We start from the raw sequence: 17,771 nt of genomic DNA, 5'->3' as shown, positions 1-17,771 counted from the left end.
AGTGGCGCAGCTGGTCACTGCACCAGCTGGTTGATCTCGATGATCGGCATCAGCACCGCCATGACGATCAGCAGCACCACCGCCCCCATGATCACGATCATCAGCGGCTCGAGCAGCGCGGTCATGCCCATGGCGCGGCGCTCGATGTCCTTGGCCAGGCTGTCGGCGGCGCGGTCGAGCATCGGCGGCAGGTTGCCGGTCTTCTCGCCGCTGGCGATAAGGTGGATGAGCAGTGGCGGAAAGACCTTTTCCACCGCCAGCGCCGAGGCCAGCCCGGCGCCCTCGCGCACCCGCGCGGTGGCCTCGCTGACACACTGGTCGAGGCGATCGTTGCCCAAGGTCTGGCGCGCCGCCTCCAGCGCACGCAGCAGCGGCACCCCGGCGCTGCCGAGGATCGCCAGCGTGGAGGCAAAACGCGCCGTGTTCAGGCCCAGCACGAAACGGCCGAACAACGGCAGCCGCAGGATCCGGGCATGCCAGGCCAGGCGCGCCGCCGGGGCGCGCAAGTAGACCCGCCAGGCCCAGAGCGCCCCGGCCATCAGGGCGAAGCACAGCACGCCCCATTCTCGCACGAAGTCACTGGCCGCCAGCATCGCCAGGGTCAGCCCGGGCAGGTCCTGGCGTGCCTGGGTGAAGGCGCTGACCACCTGCGGCACCACGTAGCTGAGCAGGAAGATGACGATGCCCACCGACACCAGCCCGACCACGCCGGGGTAGATGAACGTGGTGAGTATCTTGCCGCGCAAGGTGTTGCGCTCCTCGATGTAGTCAGCCAGGCGCTCCATCACCTGGGCCAGGTCGCCGGACTCCTCGCCCGCCGCCACCAGCGCCCGGTAGATCTCGGGGAAGTCCCGCGGCCGTTCGGCCAGTGCGTCGGCCAGGCGCATGCCACTGCGCACATCGCCGCGCACCGCCGCCAGCAACTGCGCCACATGCTTGCGCTCGGCCTGCTCCAGGGTCGCGCCCAGCGCCGCCTCCAGCGGCAGGCCGGCGGCCAGCAGGCTGGCCAGCTGACGCGTGGCCCAGGCCAGGTCGCCATCGCTCAGCCGGGCGCTGAACAGGCCCGCGCCCTCCCCGGCAGCGGCCTGGGCCTCGACCTCCAGCACGGTCAACCCCAGGCCGCGCAATTGCGCCATCGCGGCGCCCGGGCTGTCGGCTTCGAGCAGCCCTTTGACGATATGCCCCTGGGCGTCGGCGGCTTCATAGCGATAACGGTTCATCAGGCATCCCGTGTCACGCGCAGGATCTCTTCCAGGCAGGTGCTGCCGCTGTCGACCCAGCGTTGGCCGTCTTCGCGCATGCTGCGCATGCCGTTGCCCCGGGCGGCGGCGCGCAGGGCCTGTTCATCGGCGCCCTGGTGCACCAGGGCGCGCACTGCATCGTCCACGCAGAACAGCTCATGGATGCCGGTACGCCCGCTGTAGCCACAGTGATTGCAGTGCGCGCAGCCCACCGCTCGGTACTGCCCGGGCGTGGCCGGGTCGGGCTCGCGGCAGTGCGGGCACAGGCGCCGCACCAGGCGCTGGGCCAGCACGCCGAGCAGCGCCGAGGCCAGCAGGAACGGCTCGACGCCCATGTCGACCAGGCGGTTGACCGCCGACACCGCATCGTTGGTATGCAGCGTGGCCAGCACCAGGTGCCCGGTCAGCGAGGCCTGCACGGCGATCTGCGCGGTCTCCAGGTCGCGGATCTCGCCGATCATGATCACGTCCGGGTCCTGGCGCAGAATGGCGCGCAGGGCCACGGCGAAACTCATGTCGATACGCGCGTTGACCTGGATCTGGCTGATCCCCGGCAGGTCGTATTCCACCGGATCCTCGACGGTGAGGATGTTGCTGACACTGGCATCCAGCCGCGCCAACGCGGCGTACAGGCTGGTGGTCTTGCCCGAGCCGGTGGGGCCGGTGACCAGCACGATGCCATGCGGCTGGCGGATCAACTGGTCCAGCCGTGCCAGCACCGCGGCGTCCATGCCCAGCGCCTCCAGGCGCAGGCGCCCAGCCTGTTTGTCCAGCAGGCGCATGACCACGCGCTCGCCATGGCCGGTGGGCACGGTGGACACGCGGATATCGATGGGCCGCCCGGCCACGCGCAGGGCGATGCGGCCGTCCTGGGGCAGGCGCTTCTCGGCGATGTCCAACTGCGCCATGATCTTGATCCGCGACACCAGCGCGCCGTGCAACGCCTTGCGCGGCGAGACCACGTCGCGCAGGGTGCCGTCGACCCGGTAGCGCACCAGGCAGTGGCTCTCGAACGGCTCGATATGAATGTCGCTGGCCTGGTCACGGGCCGCCTGGGTGAGCAAGGCGTTGATCATGCGGATCACCGGCGCGTCGTCCTGGGCCTCGAGCAGGTCGGTGACTTCCGGGATGTCCTGCAGCAGGCGGTCGAGGTCCACCTCGTTCTCCGCCGCGCCCACCACCGCCGCGGCGCTGCCGGTATCGGCGTAGGCGCTGACCAGCAACGCGTCCATGTTCGCGTCGGTAACCGCTTCGACAGCCACCGCGCCAAAGCGCCGACGCACCTCTGCCACCGCCCAGCCCGGGCTCGAAGGGCAGCACGAGAGTACCGCCCTCGCCTCGTCATCGGCCTGCAGCACCACCCGCTGGGCCTTGGCCCAGGCATACGGCAGGCGGCTCAACGGGCCACCTCGCCCACCGGCACGGCACGGATCGAGGCCCGTGGCGCCTGCGATGATACCGGCCGCGCGCGGCCCTGGTCGGGCACGCCCTGCTCCACCGGCGGCAGCAGCGGCATGTCCATGTCCGGCAGCGCCCAGGAGTGCTCGGGCTTGAGATTGCCCTGGGTACGACGGATGAAGTCGTAGCGGTTCAGGGTGATGCTGCGCCCGGCTGCGGCATCGCGCACGATGTACGGGCGCAGGAACACCATCAGGTTGGTCTTGGTGCTGGCCCGGCGCTCGCTGCGAAACAGCGCGCCGACCCCCGGCAGCCCGGACAGCCACGGGATGCCCTCGTTGCTCTGGGTATAGCCGTCCTGTAGCAACCCGCCAAGGACCATGATCTGACCATCGTCGAGCAGGATGCTGGTGTCGATGGCGCGCTTGTTGGTCACCGTGCCGGCGGCACTGGAGGCGCGCGGGTCGACGCTGCTGACCTCTTGGTAGACATCGAGCTTGACCGTGCCGCCCTCGGAGATCTGTGGCCGCACGTTCAGGCGCAGGCCCACTTCCTCACGCTGGATGGTCTGGAACGGGTTGTTGCTGTTGCCGCCGCCATCGGTGACGTACTGGCCGCTGACGAAGGGGATGGTCTGGCCGACGAAGATGCTCGCCGCCTCGTTGTCCAGGGTCAGCAGGTTGGGTGTCGACAGCACATTGCTGCCACCCTTGCTGGTCAATGCACGGGCCAGTACCTTGAGGTCGAGCACCTCGCCGATGCCGGGGATCTTCACCGTGCCATCGACCACGCCCACCGACAGCCCCTTCGGCAGCACATCGATGCTGCTCGGCCCCTTGACCAACCCACTGCCACCGAGGTTGGCACCGCCGAACACGCCATTCTTGCCAAGGTTGCCGGCCTGCCACTGGATGCCGAATTCATTGGCATCGTCCTCGCCGACCTCGACGATCAGGCTTTCCACCACCACCTGGGCGCGGCGCTGGTCAAGCTGGTCGATGACCTCGCGCAGGCTGCGGTACAGAGGCTCGGGGGCGGAAATCAGCAGGGTGTTGGTGGTCTTGTCGGCCTGAATGGTCGCGCCGCCGGCAGAGAATGCGGTGCCTTGGTCGTTCTGCTGCGCGCTGGCGCCGTAGCCGTTCGGCGTGCTGCCGGCGCCCAGGCCGTTGCCGCGGTTCTGGCTGCCAGTTGTGTTGTTGTTCTGCATGCCGGTGTTGTTGCCGGTGCTGGCGCTATTGCTGTTGCCACTGCCGCCGGTGAGCATGCCGCCACCGCTGAGCAGCGCACGCGTGCCGTCGGCAGTGGCGCTGTCGCTCTCGCCGGTCAGCAGCCCGCGAAGGCTCTGCGCCAGCTTGTCGGCCTGGGCATTGCGCAGGTACACCACGTGCAGGTTGCCGGCGCTGTTCTGCGCATTGTCGAGCTTGTAGATCAGGTCACGGGCCAGCTGAGTGCGCTCGGGGCTGCCGGAGCGGATCACCACGCTGTTCGAGCGCGGATCGCCCAGCACGCTGATCTTCTGGGTCGGGTCGCTGCCCTGGCTGTCGAGCAGTTCGTTGACCATGCTGGCGATGTCGCTGGCGATACCGTTGTTGATCGCCACCACATCGGTGTCGATGGCGCTGGGGATGTCGACCCGGTCAAGGATCTGCGCGACCCGCTCGAGGTTTTCGGCGTAATCGGTGACGACCAGAGTGTTGTTGCCCGGGTAGGCGTTGATCGGGTTGTCCGGCGAAACGATCGGGCGCAGCACCGGGATCAGGTTGACGGCATTTTCATACTGCAGGCGGAAGGTCCGGGTGACCATGCCGTTGCCAGCGTCGCGGTCGCCGCTCACCAGCGCGCCGCCGAGCAGCTTGGCGTCGGCCTGGGGCACCACCTGGGCCACGCCGCCGACATCGACCACGCTGAAGCCCTGCATGCGCAGGGCCGACAGCAGCATGGAATAAGCCTTGGCGGCAGGCACCTCGCCTTCGGAAACCAGGGTCAGCTGGCCCTTGACCCGTGGATCGACCAGGAACTGGCGACCGGTGGCGCGGGACAGGCCGCGCACCACTGCCTGGATATCGGCGTCGACGAAGTTCAGCTGTACCGGCTGGTCGCCGAGTGGATTGGCCGGCGCGGGTGCGGCCACGGCGCGGCTGTGGCGCTGTCCGACCCGGGGCGGCGACTGGCGCTGCAGCGGGCGGCTCTGCGGTTCGCGGTGATCCAGGGTGCCCGCCGTGGCACCGGCTTCGGCCAGCGGGCGGCCCAGCTCGCTGCTGGCCAGGGGGCGTTGCACGCTCGGCGCGCTGGCGCAGGCGCTGAGTGCCAGGGCCAGGAGCAAGGGCGCGAACGGCAGTCGCGGTGAACGGAGGCACGTCATGAAGGGTCCTTAGCGCCATGCGCCTGAGTCATGCGAAGGGTTCCGGAAAAGGTCACCGGGCTGCCGGGCTCGCCGGAGTCCCGGCGCAATGTCAGCTGGCCAACACCGAGCCCGAGGCGCAGCGGCACAGACTGCAACCAGGCCATGGCCGCCTCTGCGGGGGCCCGCTGCCAGCCCAGGTGCCAGGTATCGCCCTCGCCGTCGAGCTGTGACTGCGCCAGCAGGCCAGCCTGCTCCAGGCTCTGGCGCAAAGCCTGGGCGGTATCCGCAGGCCGTTGTGCCAGGCGCTCCCCTAGCAGTGCATCGAGCGCCTGCGCCTGGCTGCGCAGCTTGGGTGTTTCGGCCTGCCAGTGGTCGATCCGGGCCAGGGCTGGCAGCACCAGTACCTGCCAGCAGAACAGCGCGCCGAGCAAGCCGCCTGCCAGGGCAACCGCACGACGCTCCCTCGCGGCCAGGGCTTGCCAGCGTTGCCGGCCCTGCCCGCGCAGCAGGCCCAGGCGGGCCTTAATCGACATGGGCCAGCTCCTCGCCGGATGGGTTGGCCGCACGCAGGGTCCAGCCCTGCCCACTGGCCTGGCCTTCGATGCCGAGTGCGGCGAGGTCGGCCTGCCAGGCGCTGTCGGCCGGGGCCTTGCCGCCTTCGTCCAGGGGAGTGAGGCGCAGCACGCCCTCCTGATAATCCAGCGCCTCGACATTACCCGCGAGGAACGGCATGACCTGACCGGCGCCGTCGAGCAAAGCCGCCAGCCCCGAGCCGGCGCCACCCTGCCCGGCCTGCAGCTGCTGACGTGCTTGCTGCAGGGGGTTGAGCACTACCGGCAACTGCGGGAAGGCCATGCGTACCTGGGCGACCATGTGCGCACGCAACTGCTCACCCTCGTCGGCCAGGTGCGCGGCATAGAGGTTCAAGCCCAGGCACCAGATCACTGCCGCCGCGCCCCAGATCGCCAAGGTGCGTCCCAACGCTGGCGATTTCACTGGCCCGGCAAGCCCGCCAGCCAAATCGACCGACGACGCTGTATCGTCCTGCCGGGCGAACAGCCCGGCCACGCGGATACCATCGGCCTGCAGCCATGCCTGCAAGCGCGCCATCTGCGCAAGGCCCAGCCATGCCACGGCAACCTGCCCGTCAGCCTGGCGCGGCCCGTGCGCCACGTGGACCTGCCCGCCATCGCCGAGCACCAGGCCCTGGACCGCGCAGCCCACCGCCGCGCTCAACCGCTTGCCCGTCAGCGGTGGCAAGGCCAGGACCAGGGCCAGGCTGTCGTGCGTATGCAAGTGCAGGCGCCAGGATGCACCCTTGATCTCGCGCTGCAATTGCCCGCGTGTGGCCTGGCCGCTTCGCTCGGCCTGGCGGTAGTCCAACAGTGAGGCATCCTCCAGCTCCGCCAACGGCGGCAGCTGCACATCAACCAGCGTACTCATGCGCCCACCCGGCTCCAGATGACATCCGGCAACTGCCCCTCGCGCTGGCGCAGCAGCGCCTGCAGCGGGAGTTCGCGGCTGCCCAGGCGCGCCTGGCCGCGCAGGCGGAACCAGTCGCTGTTGATCCCCACCCGCACATTGGCCATGGCCAGTTGCGGCATGCGCAAACGGTTGACGAAATCGCCCCGGTTGATGAACCAGCGCCCACTGTCGCGCTCGGCCACCAGCGCCATGGCCTGCTGCAGCGACAGCCCCGGCACCTGCGCGGCAAGCACTTCGGCACTGGCAGTGTTGCCATTGATCCAGGTCAGCGCCGGCAGCACCGTGACGAATCGGCGCAGGCGTTGCAGGGCCTCTGCGTCCATGCCCTTGAGCCCGACCAGGGCATCGACGCTGCGCAGCATCGGGCGCCTGGCCGGCAACGGCTCGGCGGCAACGGCCGGCGAGGTCGCACGGCCGCCTTCCAGGCCTTGACCGGCACTGCCGGAGGATACCGGCGGACGCTGTGGGTAGCTGTCGATCACCTGCCCGGCAATGGCCGTGGCCAGCCGCTCGCCGATGCCGATCAGCGCGCACAGACGCTGGAAGGTCGCCAGCGCCTCGCTGTCCACCTGGCCATCGACCACCAGGTTGCGCAGGTTGAACTTGCCCTGCTCATCCTCCAACTGCCCGTCGAAGCGCACGCTACCGGACGGCACATCGCGCATCGGTCGCGTCCAGGGTTGTCCGCCACGTACCAGCGGATCGCGCAGGCGTTGTTCGAACAACACCCGACGGCTCAGCTGCAGGCCGCCCTCCAGGGCCCATTGCCCCTGCAGCGCCATCTGGCGGCTCTCCACCTGACGGGTCTGCAGCCCCTGGCGTTCGATCATGCCTGCGGCGATCACCGCCACCACCGCGGCAATCAACAGCGCACTGATCACGGCCATGCCTTCCTGGCGCGCCATGGCCGGTCACAACTGCCAGGAGCCGAGGTCGGCGTTCACCCCATCGCCCCCGGCCTGGCCGTCGGCGCCCAGGGAAAACACATCGATCTCGCCGTTGGCGCCCGGGTTCAGGTACTGGTAAGGGCGGCCCCAGGGGTCGTTGGGCAGGCGGTCGAGGTAGGCACGCCATTGGCCATCCTTGGCCTGCGCCGGCTTCTCCACCAACACCTTCAGGCCCTGGTTCTGGTTCGGGTAGGCGCCGTTGTCCAGGCGGTACAGCTTCAGTGCCTGCATCAGCCCGCCGATGTCCTGGCGCGCCGCCGTGGCGCGGGCCTGGTCGGGGCGGTCGAGCACCTTGGGCACCACCATCGCCGCGAGGATCCCGAGGATCACCACCACCACCATGATCTCGATCAGGGTGAATCCCTGCTGGCGCAAGCGGCGGGCGGGAAGGTTGCGGCGGGCGATCTGCATCTCGGCATTCCTTGCGTGAGTTCGAATCGGGGGCCGATTGTGGCAAGGCGGTATGTCACGGATATTGAAAAAGCTCGGGAGTCGGCGTCGTCAAAGCGTCATCGGGCCGCTCTACAGTGCTGCTTTGCCTTGCGCGAAAGGTGCCCTGTGCGTGCCACCGAGGATGGTTTCACCCTGATCGAAGTGCTGGTGGCGTTGACCATCGTGGCGGTGGCCATGGCCGCCGCCGTGCGCGCCAGCGGCTTGATGACCCAAGGGAGCGGGCTGTTGCGCGACAAGGCGCTGGCCTTGCTCGCCGCCCAGGGACGCCTGGCCGAACTGCGCCTGGAAGGCAGCGCCAGGCCGGGCGTCAGGCAGTTCGAATGCGACCAGGGCCGGCTGCGCTTGCGCTGCGAGCAGCGCGTGTCGCGCTCGCCACAAGGGCTGCTGGAGGTGTCGCTGCAGGTGTTCGACCGCCAGCATGAAGGGCCGGCGCTGGCGCGGTTGCAGACGTTGCTCGGGGGCGCCGAGGCTGCGCCCGCCACGTAAGAAGCGGGCGTGCCCGCTCCCCCGTGGCGGGTACCCTCAGAACGCGTAGCGCGTGGTCAGCATGAAGTTGCGTGGGTCACCGTAGTAACCGCCGTTGTAGAAGCCCAGGTTGTTGAAGTACTTCTTGTCGGTGAGGTTGTTGCCGTTGAGGGTCACCGACAACTGATCGGTCACCTGGTACCGCGCCAGCGCATCGAGGGTCAGGTAGTTCGACTGGGTGTAGCGGATGGTCTCGCCCGCCGCCACCGGGCTGTCGAGGTCCTTCCAGATCTTGCTCTGCCAGTTGGCCGAGCCGCCCACGGTGAGCTTGTTCCACACCCCCGGCAGGCGGTAGGTGGTGGACAGGCGCAGCAGGTTCTCCGGCTCGATGGTGGAGATCTTGTCGCCCTCGCCATCGCGGGTGATGCGGTGGGTGAAGCCACCCTGCACATGCCAGTCCGGGGTCAGCTCGCCCGCCACTTCCAGCTCGAAGCCACGGGTCTTGGCGCCCTGGATCGCGCGGTAGATGCCACGGTTGGTGACCGGGTCGGTGCGGTCGAGCTCAGCGAGGTTGTCCTGGCGAACCTCGAACAGCGCCAGGCTGGCGTTGAGACGCCCGTCGTAGAACTCGCCCTTCAGGCCCAGCTCATAGGCGTCGCCCTCCTCCGGCTCGATCATCTTGCCGTTGGCGTCCTGCTCGGTCTCGTGCGGTTTGAAGATGCTGGTGTAGCTGCCATACACCGACCAGCTGTCGTCCAGGTCATAGACCACCCCGGCATAGGGTACGACCACGCCGTTCTTTTCCAGGTCCTGGGTCTTGCTGCGCTGGCCGCTGGTGGTGTCCAGGCGGGTGCTGTCGAGCTGCCAGTTGGACAGGCGACCACCGAGGATCACCGACAGTTTGTCGGTGGGCTTGAAGCGGCCGGTCAGGTAGGCCGCGTCTTCCTGCACACGGGTATCGACCTTCGACAGCGGACGCCCCCAGTCGGGTTCGCTGAACTCGCCGCGCCACTGGTAGATGTTGGCGCCCCCGAACAGGAACGGCCAGTTGCTTTCATGAGCGCGCACGTCACGGTGGGAAATACCCGCTACCAACTCGTGCTCACGCCCCAGCAACTGGAACGGGCCACTGGCATACAGGTCGTAGGCGTTCTGGTCGGTCTGGTAGCGGTAGCGGCCCAGCCACACGCCCATGCCGGCTCCCGTGGCGGCATCGGGGTAGCCACTGGCAGCCGAACCCAGGCGCATCGGCGCATCGGTCTCGCTGCGAGTGGCCGAGGCCTTGAGCGTCCAGTCGTTGGCCAGGCGCTGCTCGAGGGTGACGAACAGGTTGTCGGCGGTGTTGTCCCAGGCACTCCACTTGGCCCCGGGGTTGAACGAGCGCGACATGCCAAAACGGTTGCCCTGGCTGTCCAGCAAAGGTGTCGACGGCCCCCAGGACGAACCTTCCGGGCGGTTGCTCTGGCGGCTCAGGCCGACGCTGAGCAAGGTGTCATCGCTGAGGTCGGCCTCGACGATGCCGTACATCACCTGTTTCTTCTCGGACAGGTTGTCCATGAACGACTGGCCGTCCTCGTAGGCCGTGACCAGGCGCCCGCGCACGTTGCCGTCCGGCGTCAGCGCGCCGCCGATGTCGAACTCGCCACGGTAGGTGTCCCAGCTGCCGGCACCGAGCGATACATAGCCGGACAACTCGCGGGTCGGCCGCTTGCGCACCAGGTTGACGGTCGCCGACGGGCTGCCGAAGCCACTGAGCAGACCCGTGGCGCCACGCAGCACCTCGACCCGGTCGTAGATCACCAGGTCGGTCTGGTCGATGCCATTGCCGAAGCGGAAGGCCGCCGGGATGCCATCGACCTGGAAGTTGTCGATGTCGAAGCCACGGGCCTTGAAACTGGCGCGGTTGCTGTCGAGCTTGGTGACGGTGACGCCAGGCGTCTTGCCCAGCACATCGCTGATGCTGGTGAGGTTCTGGTCATCCATCTGCTGGCGGGTGATGACCGTGACCGACTGCGGCGTCTGCCGTGGCGACAAGGCCATGCGCGTGGCGGTGCGGCTGGCGCCGGTGGTGTAGGACCCGCTGCCTTCGGTGGTCTCGCCCAGCGCGGTATCGGTGATGGCGGTGGCGCCCAGCTCCAGGGTGCCCTTGCCGCTGGCGGTTTCCGCCCAGGCCGGGCCGGCCGGCGCGGCAAGGCTTGCCGCAAGGATGGCCAGTGCCAGCGGATGGCGCTGGCGGACGGTGGTGGCGTTCCCTGCCCTTTGAACCGTGTTCAGAGAGTGCTGTCGTTGCACGCTTGTCGACCCCTAGTTGTTGTGTCTGCTTGATGCAGGTAGGGCTAATCACTGGCGATTGTTGTGGTTGTGCGCCTGTTCTGCGACGGCTGCGGCGCATCCTAGGGTTTTTACGAATTTTTTACAATTGCGAATATTTCGCATTGATTGGATCCAGGCAAAGAAATGTAACAGCCTGCCATTCGGCAACCCCGGCGAACGCGACTAGGCTCAATCGCATGTGATGCCGGGCCCCTCTGACGGTTTGCGCCGCCATGTCGGAATCACTGTTGCCATGCAACGTCGACAATCAAGGAGGGGCTCATGACGGCTCTGCACACATTCCTTTTCACGCCTTTTCTCGGTACCAGCACCTGGTTGTGGCTGGTCTTCATCACCATCGTCATCGCCTTGCTGGTCCTCGACCTCGGTGTGCTGCACCGCCAGGACCGTGAGATCGAAATGCGCGAAAGCCTGCTGCTGTATTCGGGCTACTTCAGCGTCGGCGTGCTCTTCGGCGTATGGGTCTGGTATGAACTCGGGGCACAGCCGGCGCTGGAGTTCTATACGGGTTTCCTGGTCGAGCAGTCGTTGTCGATGGACAACGTGTTCGTCATGGCGATGATCTTCAGCTTCTTCGCCATCCCCCGCCGCTATCAGCACCGCGTGCTGTTCTGGGGCATCCTCGGAGTGGTGGTGCTACGGGCGATCATGATCGGCGTGGGCGCCGCGCTGGTGCAGCACTTCGCCTGGGTGCTGTATATCTTCGGCGCCTTCCTGCTGTTCACCGGGGTGAAGATGGCCCTGTCCAAGGATGACGCCCACCCGGACCTGGCCAACAACCCGGTGCTGCGCTTCGTGCGTCGGCACATGCGGGTAACCGACCAGCTGCATGGCCGGCACTTCTTCGTTCATCTCACGCCGCCCGGAACCGACCGCGCCATCCGCTATGCCACGCCGCTGTTCCTGGCCCTGGTGCTGATCGAGCTGGCCGACCTGGTGTTCGCCGTCGACAGCGTGCCGGCGATCTTCGCCATCACCCAGGACCCGTTCATCGTCTACACCTCGAACATCTTCGCCATCCTCGGCCTGCGCTCGCTGTACTTCGCCCTGGCGGCGCTGATGCACCGCTTCGTCTACCTCAAGTACGCGCTGGCGTTGGTGCTGATTTTCATCGGCTGCAAGATCTTCTGGCACGGGCTGGTGGGCAAGGTACCGGCCGGGATTTCGCTGGGGGTCACGTTCGGGCTGTTGCTCGGCGGCGTGCTGCTGTCGTTGCTGCGCACGCGCAATCAGCAGCAACCGGCCGAACAACAACCCGTGCAGGACGAACCACTGCCCACAGTGGACAAGCCGACAGCCATTGCCACCGACAGCAATCCCGAGAAGAAAGGCCCGCACCTGCGGGTCTGATCAGGGCGCGAGCCCCTCGACGATGATCACCTGCGCCATCGCCGCGCCCTGGCGATGGCGGCAGGCCTCCTGGTACAGGTCCGAGCGATAGCAGGCCACGGCCTGCTCATAGGAATCGAACTCGATCACCACGCTGCGCTGCGGCGTCGCCCGCCCCTCCAGCGCCTCGCTACGCCCGCCCCGGGCCAGGAAGCGCCCGCCGAAGGCGACGAACGCCGCCGGGGCGCGCTGGGTGTATTGCAGGTATTGCTCGGGGTCGGTGACGTCCACGTGGGCGATCCAGTAGGCCTTCATTCGTCGCGCTCCTGTTGCATGGTCAATTTCGTATTATGGTATACCATAAAACTTTCTTGACCAGCATGAGCGTGCAACATGGCCTTCAACAGCATCGAAGAACTCCTCGAGGACTATCGCCAGGGCCGGATGGTTCTGCTGGTGGACGACGAAGACCGGGAAAACGAAGGCGACCTGCTGATCGCCGCCGAGCGCTGCGACGCCCAGGCCATCAACTTCATGGCCCGCGAGGCGCGTGGCCTGATCTGCCTGACGCTGACCGACGAACACTGCCAGCGCCTGGGCCTGGAACAGATGGTGCCGAGCAACGCCAGCGTGTTCGGTACCGCCTTCACCGTGTCGATCGAGGCCGCCAGTGGCGTGACCACCGGTATTTCCGCCGCCGACCGGGCGCGCACCGTCGCCGCGGCCATGGCTGCCGACGCCCGACCCGAAGACCTTGTACAGCCCGGCCACATCTTCCCCCTGCGCGCCCGTGAAGGCGGCGTGCTGACCCGCGCCGGGCACACCGAGGCCGGTTGCGACCTGGCCCGCCTGGCAGGCTTCAGCCCGGCCTCGGTGATCGTCGAGGTGCTCAATGACGACGGCAGCATGGCCCGCCGGCCGGACCTGGAAGTGTTCGCCGCCCAGCATGGCATCAAGATCGGCACCATCGCCGACCTGATCCACTACCGGCTGAGCACCGAGCAGACCATCAAGCGCATCGGTGAACGCGCATTACCCACGGTGCACGGCGCGTTCCGCCTGGTCACCTACGAAGACCGCATCGAAGGCGGCGTGCACATGGCCATGGTCATGGGCGAGATCCGCCGCGAGCAGCCCACCCTGGTGCGCGTGCATGTGATCGACCCGCTGCGCGACCTGGTCGGCGCCGAGTACGCAGGCCCGGCCAACTGGACGCTGTGGGCGGCGCTGCAGAAGGTCGCCGAAGAAGGTGCCGGAGTGGTGGTGATCCTGGCCAACCATGAATCCTCTCAAGCTCTGCTTGAACGCGTGCCGCAATTGACTCAACCGGTACGGCCCTACCAGCGCGGCCAGTCGAAGGTCTACTCGGAGGTCGGCACCGGGGCGCAGATTCTCCAGGACCTGGGCGTAGGCAAGCTGCGTCACCTGGGGCCGCCGCTCAAGTACGCCGGGCTGGCCGGGTACGAGCTGGAGGTGGTGCAGAGCATTCCGTTCGAGGGCAATTGATTTCACGTGGCTGCAAGCACTGCCTGTCAGCTGGCTCCCACAGGGACCTCGCGATTCCTGAGACCCGCGCCGTATCTGTGGGAGCCGGCTTGCCGGCGATGGGCCGCAAAGCGGCCCTGTCGCCACGCGGAGTGATGGCCGGTCAGCGCCGACCTCTTGCGAAAAGTTTGGAATACCATAATATGACATTCCGTAGACCTTGATTCTGCCGGCCGCACCTACACTGACATGACGGCCACGCTCCACCCGTTTGACGCTGCTCCCCGAACATGATTGGCGGGCGACAGAAGCCCGCCTCGAATAACAAAAGCAACGAGGGCGTAACCATGCTGTTGAGCAAACGAGTAACCGCAGTGCTGTCCGCCAGCCTGCTGACCCTGGCCTGCCAGGCCACCCAGGCGGCCGACAGCCTGAACTTCGTCAGCTGGGGCGGGACCACCCAGGATGCGCAGAAGGCCACATGGGCCGACCCCTTCAGCAAGGCGTCCGGCATCAAGGTGGTGCAGGACGGCCCCACCGACTACGGCAAGCTCAAGGCCATGGTCGAAAGCGGCAACGTGCAGTGGGACGTGGTCGATGTCGAAGCCGACTTCGCCCTGCGCGCCGCCAGCGAAGGCCTGCTCGAACCCCTCGACTTCAAGCAGATCCAGCGCGACAAGATCGACCCGCGCTTCGTCTCCGACCATGGCGTCGGCTCGTTCTTCTTCTCCTTCGTGCTCGGCTACAACGAGGGCAAGCTCGGCGCCAACAAGCCGGTGGACTGGTCCGCCCTGTTCGACACCAAGACCTACCCCGGCAAGCGCGCCCTGTACAAGTGGCCCAGCCCCGGCGTGCTCGAACTGGCCCTGCTGGCCGACGGCGTGGCACCAGACAAACTCTACCCACTGGATCTGGACCGCGCCTTCAAGAAGCTCGACACCATCAAGAAAGACATCGTCTGGTGGGGCGGCGGCGCCCAGTCGCAGCAACTGCTGGCCTCGGGTGAAGCCTCGCTCGGGCAGTTCTGGAACGGCCGCGTGTATGCCTTGCAGCAGGACGGCGCGCCGGTCGGCGTGAGCTGGAAGCAGAACCTGGTCATGGCCGATTTCCTGGTCATCCCCAAGGGCGCGAAGAACAAGGACGCAGCCATGAAGTTCCTGGCCAACGCCAGCAGCGCCGAAGGCCAGGCCGAGTTCGCCAACAAGACCGCCTATGCCCCGGTCAACGTCGACAGCGTGGCCAAGCTCGACAAAGACCTGGCGCCGAACCTGCCGACCGCCTACGCCCAGGACCAGGTGACCCTGGACTTCGCCTACTGGGCGAAGAACGGCCAGGCCATCGCCGCCCGCTGGAATGAGTGGCTGGTCAAATGAAAGTCGCCATCAATGCCCTGCACAACGCGCAAGGTGCCCCCAGCGGCACCGGCGCTCCCGGGGCGGCCGAGCGTCGCCCGCCCATCAGCCAACGCTGGCGCGGCAGCCGCAACCTGCTGCCGGCGCTGCTGTTCCTTGGCCTGTTCTTCTTCGCCCCGCTGGTTGGCCTGCTGCTGCGTGGGGTGCTGGAGCCCGAGCCGGGCCTTGGCAACTATGCGCAGCTGTTCGCCAACTCGGCCTATGCCCGGGTACTGTTCAACACCTTCTCGGTGGCCGGCCTGGTCACCCTGATCAGCGTGCTGCTGGGCTTCCCGCTGGCCTGGGCAATCACCCTGGTGCCCAAGGGCTGGGGCCGCTGGCTGCTGAACATCGTGCTGCTGTCGATGTGGACCAGCCTGCTGGCGCGCACCTACTCGTGGCTGGTGCTGCTGCAGAGCTCGGGGGTGATCAACAAGGCGTTGATGGCCATGGGCATCATCGACGCCCCCTTGGAGATGGTGCACAACCTCACCGGCGTGGTGATCGGCATGAGCTACATCATGATCCCGTTCATCGTGCTGCCGTTGCAGGCGACCATGCACGCCATCGACCCGATGGTGCTGCAGGCCGGTTCCATCTGCGGCGCCAGCCCCTGGACCAACTTCTGGAAGGTGTTCCTGCCGCTGTGCCGCTCGGGGCTGTTCTCCGGCGCGCTGATGGTGTTCGTGATGTCGCTCGGTTACTACGTCACCCCGGCCCTGCTCGGCGGCGCGCAGAACATGATGCTGCCCGAGTTCATCATCCAGCAGGTGCAGTCGTTCCTCAACTGGGGCCTGGCCAGCGCCGCCGCCGCCCTGTTGGTGGTGATCACCCTGGTGCTCTTCTACCTGTACCTGAAGCTGCAGCCGGAGTCCCCGGTCGGCAACGCGAGGTAAACCGCCATGCTGCTTTCCCCCAATGCCATGGGTCGCCCGCTGCGCACCGGGCTGTACCTGACCACCGGGCTGATCGCCGCCTTCCTGCTGCTGCCGGTGGTGTTCATCATCCTGCTGTCGTTCGGCTCGTCACAGTGGCTGGTGTTCCCGCCACCGGGCTGGACCTTCAAGTGGTATGCGCAGTTCTTCGCCAACCCCGAGTGGATGGACGCGGCGCTGGCCAGCCTCAAGGTGGCGCTGCTCACCACCTTCGCCGCCGTGGCGCTCGGCCTGCCCACCGCCTTTGCCCTGGTGCGCGGTCGCTTCCCGGGCCGCGAGCTGCTGTACGGGCTGTTCACCATGCCGATGATCGTGCCCCTGGTGATCATCGCCGTGGCGGTTTACGCGCTGTTCCTCAAGCTGGGCTACACCGGCACCTTGTTCGCCTTCGTGGTGAGCCACGTGATCGTCGCCCTGCCCTTCACCATCATCTCGATCATCAACTCGCTCAAGTTGTTCGACCAGTCCATCGAGGACGCCGCGGTGATCTGCGGCGCCTCGCGCCTGCAGGCGATCGTCAAGGTGACCTTCCCGGCGATCCGCCCGGGGATGATCGCCGGCGGCCTGTTCGCCTTCCTGGTGTCGTGGGACGAGGTGGTGCTGAGCGTGATGATGGCCAGCCCCGACCTGCAGACCCTGCCGGTGAAGATGTGGACCACCCTGCGCCAGGACCTGAGCCCGGTGATCGCGGTGGCCTCGACGTTGCTGATCGGCCTGTCCCTGCTTGTGATGTTCATTGCCGCCGCCCTGCGCCGGCGCGCCGAAAACGCCTGACTGCCCGGAGACAATGACAATGAGTGCAGTGATCAAAGACGATACCCGCAACCAGACCCTGGTCAGCCTGCGCGGTCTGAACAAGCACTACGGCGACTTCACCGCCGTGGACAACCTCGACCTTGAGATCCAGGACGGCGAGTTCCTCACCTTCCTCGGCTCCAGCGGCTCGGGCAAGTCCACCACCCTGTCGATGCTGGCCGGCTTCGAAACGCCCAGCAGCGGCGAGATCCTCGTCGACGGCCAGTCGCTGGTCAACGTGCCGCCGCACAAGCGCGACATCGGCATGGTGTTCCAGCGCTACTCGCTGTTCCCGCACCTGAACGTGCGCGACAACATCGGCTTCCCCCTGGCCATCCGCAAGCTCGGCGCCGACGAGACCCGCAAGCGCGTGGAGGCGATGCTCAAGCTGGTACGCCTGGAACCCTTCGCCCACCGCAAGCCCTCGCAGATGTCCGGCGGCCAGCAGCAGCGCGTGGCGATCGCCCGGGCGCTGGTGTACGAGCCGCGCATCCTGCTGATGGACGAGCCGCTCGGCGCGCTGGACAAGAAGCTGCGCGAAGACCTGCAGGACGAACTGCGCCAGTTGCACCGGCGCCTGGGCATCACCATCGTCTACGTGACCCACGACCAGGAGGAGGCGATGCGCCTGTCCCAGCGCATCGCCATCTTCAGCCATGGCCGCATCGTCGGCCTGGGCACCGGCTACGACCTCTACCAGAACCCGCCGAATGCCTTCGTCGCCTCGTTCCTGGGCAACTCCAACTTCCTGCGTTTCACTGCCAGCGGCAACGGCGCTGGGCACTTCGAGGGCCAGCCGGTAACGGTGCGCCTGACCCCGGGCCTGGCCAACGGCCAGGAAGCGCTGATCATGGTGCGCCCGGAGAAAGCCCTGGCGCTGACCGTCGAACAGGCGGCGCGTGAACCCTTGCCGGCAGGCTGGAACGAAGTCACCGCCACGGTCGCCGAGCTGCTGTTCCTCGGCGAAAGCCAGACCTGCCACGTGGTCACCCAGGGCGGCACGGCGCTGACGGTCAAGGCGCTGTCCGCCGCGGGCATGCCCATGCAGCCGGGCGACCAGGTCAGGGTGCGCTGGGCCGTGGCGGATGCGTGCATCTACACCGACTGGGCCGAGAGCGACCTGAGCAAGGGCGCCGGGGCGCATTGAGCCAACCAGGGGCCGTAGCACG

The 17,771-nt window shown here is 67.2% G+C and carries 16 protein-coding genes; 7 read left to right on the top strand and 9 right to left on the bottom strand.

All coding sequences use genetic code 11. The features are described 5' to 3' along the window. Nucleotides 1-14: 14 nt before the first annotated feature. The 7 genes from gspF to gspG are packed head-to-tail and all read right to left on the bottom strand — an operon-like array spanning nucleotide 15 to nucleotide 7,826. The gene (gene gspF, locus ACODS9_RS20460) at nucleotides 15-1,220 is read right to left on the bottom strand and encodes a type II secretion system inner membrane protein GspF (protein ID WP_489094613.1); all 1,206 of its coding nucleotides are present in this window, start codon (nucleotides 1,218-1,220) and stop codon (nucleotides 15-17) included. Beyond that, nucleotides 1,220-2,641 carry a type II secretion system ATPase GspE gene (gene gspE / locus ACODS9_RS20455; RefSeq protein WP_046856003.1) on the bottom strand — a complete coding sequence of 474 codons (1,422 nt, stop codon included), beginning with the start codon at nucleotides 2,639-2,641 and terminating at the stop codon, nucleotides 1,220-1,222. Before gspE ends, gspF begins: the two co-directional genes overlap by 1 nt. Then, on the bottom strand, nucleotides 2,638-5,001 hold the full coding sequence (gene gspD, locus ACODS9_RS20450; RefSeq protein ID WP_489094612.1) for a type II secretion system secretin GspD: 2,364 nt from the start codon (nucleotides 4,999-5,001) through the stop codon (nucleotides 2,638-2,640). The genes gspE and gspD overlap by 4 nt, the downstream gene beginning before the upstream one ends. After that, nucleotides 4,998-5,516, bottom strand: coding sequence for a type II secretion system protein M (locus ACODS9_RS20445; RefSeq protein ID WP_489094611.1), 519 nt, complete (start codon nucleotides 5,514-5,516; stop codon nucleotides 4,998-5,000). The genes gspD and ACODS9_RS20445 overlap by 4 nt, the downstream gene beginning before the upstream one ends. Next, the gene (gspL, locus tag ACODS9_RS20440) at nucleotides 5,506-6,426 is read right to left on the bottom strand and encodes a type II secretion system protein GspL (protein WP_489094610.1); all 921 of its coding nucleotides are present in this window, start codon (nucleotides 6,424-6,426) and stop codon (nucleotides 5,506-5,508) included. The genes ACODS9_RS20445 and gspL overlap by 11 nt, the downstream gene beginning before the upstream one ends. Further along, a complete protein-coding gene (gene gspK / locus ACODS9_RS20435; RefSeq protein WP_489094609.1) occupies nucleotides 6,423-7,373 on the bottom strand; it encodes a type II secretion system minor pseudopilin GspK in 951 nt (316 codons plus the stop codon). Before gspK ends, gspL begins: the two co-directional genes overlap by 4 nt. Before the next feature lie 6 nt (nucleotides 7,374-7,379). Next, complete coding sequence (gene gspG, locus ACODS9_RS20430) at nucleotides 7,380-7,826, bottom strand: type II secretion system major pseudopilin GspG (RefSeq protein WP_038705895.1); 447 nt, start codon at nucleotides 7,824-7,826, stop codon at nucleotides 7,380-7,382. A 147-nt stretch (nucleotides 7,827-7,973) separates the two neighbouring features. Between gspG and gspI the strand changes: the two genes are divergently transcribed. Continuing rightward, a complete protein-coding gene (gspI, locus tag ACODS9_RS20425; protein ID WP_401110580.1) occupies nucleotides 7,974-8,354 on the top strand; it encodes a type II secretion system minor pseudopilin GspI in 381 nt (126 codons plus the stop codon). 36 nt (nucleotides 8,355-8,390) lie between these two features. Here the strand turns inward: gspI and ACODS9_RS20420 are convergent, their stop codons facing one another. Further along, a complete protein-coding gene (locus ACODS9_RS20420) occupies nucleotides 8,391-10,625 on the bottom strand; it encodes a TonB-dependent siderophore receptor (protein ID WP_489094608.1) in 2,235 nt (744 codons plus the stop codon). Nucleotides 10,626-10,928: 303 nt separating this feature from the next. Here ACODS9_RS20420 and ACODS9_RS20415 point away from each other — a divergent pair, with 303 nt between their 5' ends. After that, the gene (locus tag ACODS9_RS20415) at nucleotides 10,929-12,017 is read left to right on the top strand and encodes a TerC family protein (RefSeq protein ID WP_401110584.1); all 1,089 of its coding nucleotides are present in this window, start codon (nucleotides 10,929-10,931) and stop codon (nucleotides 12,015-12,017) included. On the opposite strand, the gene ACODS9_RS20410 is transcribed toward ACODS9_RS20415, so the two are convergent. Continuing rightward, the gene (locus ACODS9_RS20410) at nucleotides 12,018-12,311 is read right to left on the bottom strand and encodes a DUF1330 domain-containing protein (RefSeq protein WP_038705893.1); all 294 of its coding nucleotides are present in this window, start codon (nucleotides 12,309-12,311) and stop codon (nucleotides 12,018-12,020) included. It lies immediately after the preceding gene. A gap of 78 nt (nucleotides 12,312-12,389) precedes the next feature. On the opposite strand from ACODS9_RS20410, the gene ribBA reads away from it, so the two are divergent. The 5 genes from ribBA (at nucleotide 12,390) to ACODS9_RS20385 (ending at nucleotide 17,749) form a co-directional block, all read left to right on the top strand. Next, a complete protein-coding gene (gene ribBA / locus ACODS9_RS20405) occupies nucleotides 12,390-13,502 on the top strand; it encodes a bifunctional 3,4-dihydroxy-2-butanone-4-phosphate synthase/GTP cyclohydrolase II (protein ID WP_489094607.1) in 1,113 nt (370 codons plus the stop codon). Nucleotides 13,503-13,828: 326 nt separating this feature from the next. Further along, on the top strand, nucleotides 13,829-14,854 hold the full coding sequence (locus ACODS9_RS20400) for an ABC transporter substrate-binding protein (protein WP_489094606.1): 1,026 nt from the start codon (nucleotides 13,829-13,831) through the stop codon (nucleotides 14,852-14,854). Then, a complete protein-coding gene (locus ACODS9_RS20395) occupies nucleotides 14,851-15,768 on the top strand; it encodes an ABC transporter permease (RefSeq protein WP_038705891.1) in 918 nt (305 codons plus the stop codon). Before ACODS9_RS20400 ends, ACODS9_RS20395 begins: the two co-directional genes overlap by 4 nt. 6 nt (nucleotides 15,769-15,774) lie before the next feature. Next, nucleotides 15,775-16,581: an ABC transporter permease gene (locus ACODS9_RS20390; protein WP_046856011.1), complete on the top strand. Its 807-nt coding sequence runs from the start codon at nucleotides 15,775-15,777 to the stop codon at nucleotides 16,579-16,581. Between the two features lie 19 nt (nucleotides 16,582-16,600). Continuing rightward, nucleotides 16,601-17,749, top strand: coding sequence for an ABC transporter ATP-binding protein (locus ACODS9_RS20385; RefSeq protein ID WP_046856012.1), 1,149 nt, complete (start codon nucleotides 16,601-16,603; stop codon nucleotides 17,747-17,749). Nucleotides 17,750-17,771: the final 22 nt, after the last annotated feature.

This window comes from Pseudomonas sp. FG36 (assembly GCF_057809275.1).
This window is presented reverse-complemented; position numbering and strand designations above follow the sequence as displayed.

What these genes read in the sequence shown, in the direction of transcription:
- ACODS9_RS20395 (WP_038705891.1), top strand. Translation starts at nt 14,851, where the DNA reads ATGAAAGTCGCCATCAATGCCCTGCACAACGCGCAAGGTGCCCCCAGC.
- ACODS9_RS20385 (WP_046856012.1), top strand. Translation starts at nt 16,601, where the DNA reads ATGAGTGCAGTGATCAAAGACGATACCCGCAACCAGACCCTGGTCAGC.
- ACODS9_RS20410 (WP_038705893.1), bottom strand. Translation starts at nt 12,311, where the DNA reads ATGAAGGCCTACTGGATCGCCCACGTGGACGTCACCGACCCCGAGCAA.
- ACODS9_RS20400 (WP_489094606.1), top strand. Translation starts at nt 13,829, where the DNA reads ATGCTGTTGAGCAAACGAGTAACCGCAGTGCTGTCCGCCAGCCTGCTG.
- ACODS9_RS20390 (WP_046856011.1), top strand. Translation starts at nt 15,775, where the DNA reads ATGCTGCTTTCCCCCAATGCCATGGGTCGCCCGCTGCGCACCGGGCTG.
- gspF (WP_489094613.1), bottom strand. Translation starts at nt 1,220, where the DNA reads ATGAACCGTTATCGCTATGAAGCCGCCGACGCCCAGGGGCATATCGTC.
- ACODS9_RS20445 (WP_489094611.1), bottom strand. Translation starts at nt 5,516, where the DNA reads ATGTCGATTAAGGCCCGCCTGGGCCTGCTGCGCGGGCAGGGCCGGCAA.
- gspD (WP_489094612.1), bottom strand. Translation starts at nt 5,001, where the DNA reads ATGACGTGCCTCCGTTCACCGCGACTGCCGTTCGCGCCCTTGCTCCTG.
- gspG (WP_038705895.1), bottom strand. Translation starts at nt 7,826, where the DNA reads ATGCAGATCGCCCGCCGCAACCTTCCCGCCCGCCGCTTGCGCCAGCAG.
- ribBA (WP_489094607.1), top strand. Translation starts at nt 12,390, where the DNA reads ATGGCCTTCAACAGCATCGAAGAACTCCTCGAGGACTATCGCCAGGGC.
- gspK (WP_489094609.1), bottom strand. Translation starts at nt 7,373, where the DNA reads ATGGCGCGCCAGGAAGGCATGGCCGTGATCAGTGCGCTGTTGATTGCC.
- gspL (WP_489094610.1), bottom strand. Translation starts at nt 6,426, where the DNA reads ATGAGTACGCTGGTTGATGTGCAGCTGCCGCCGTTGGCGGAGCTGGAG.
- ACODS9_RS20415 (WP_401110584.1), top strand. Translation starts at nt 10,929, where the DNA reads ATGACGGCTCTGCACACATTCCTTTTCACGCCTTTTCTCGGTACCAGC.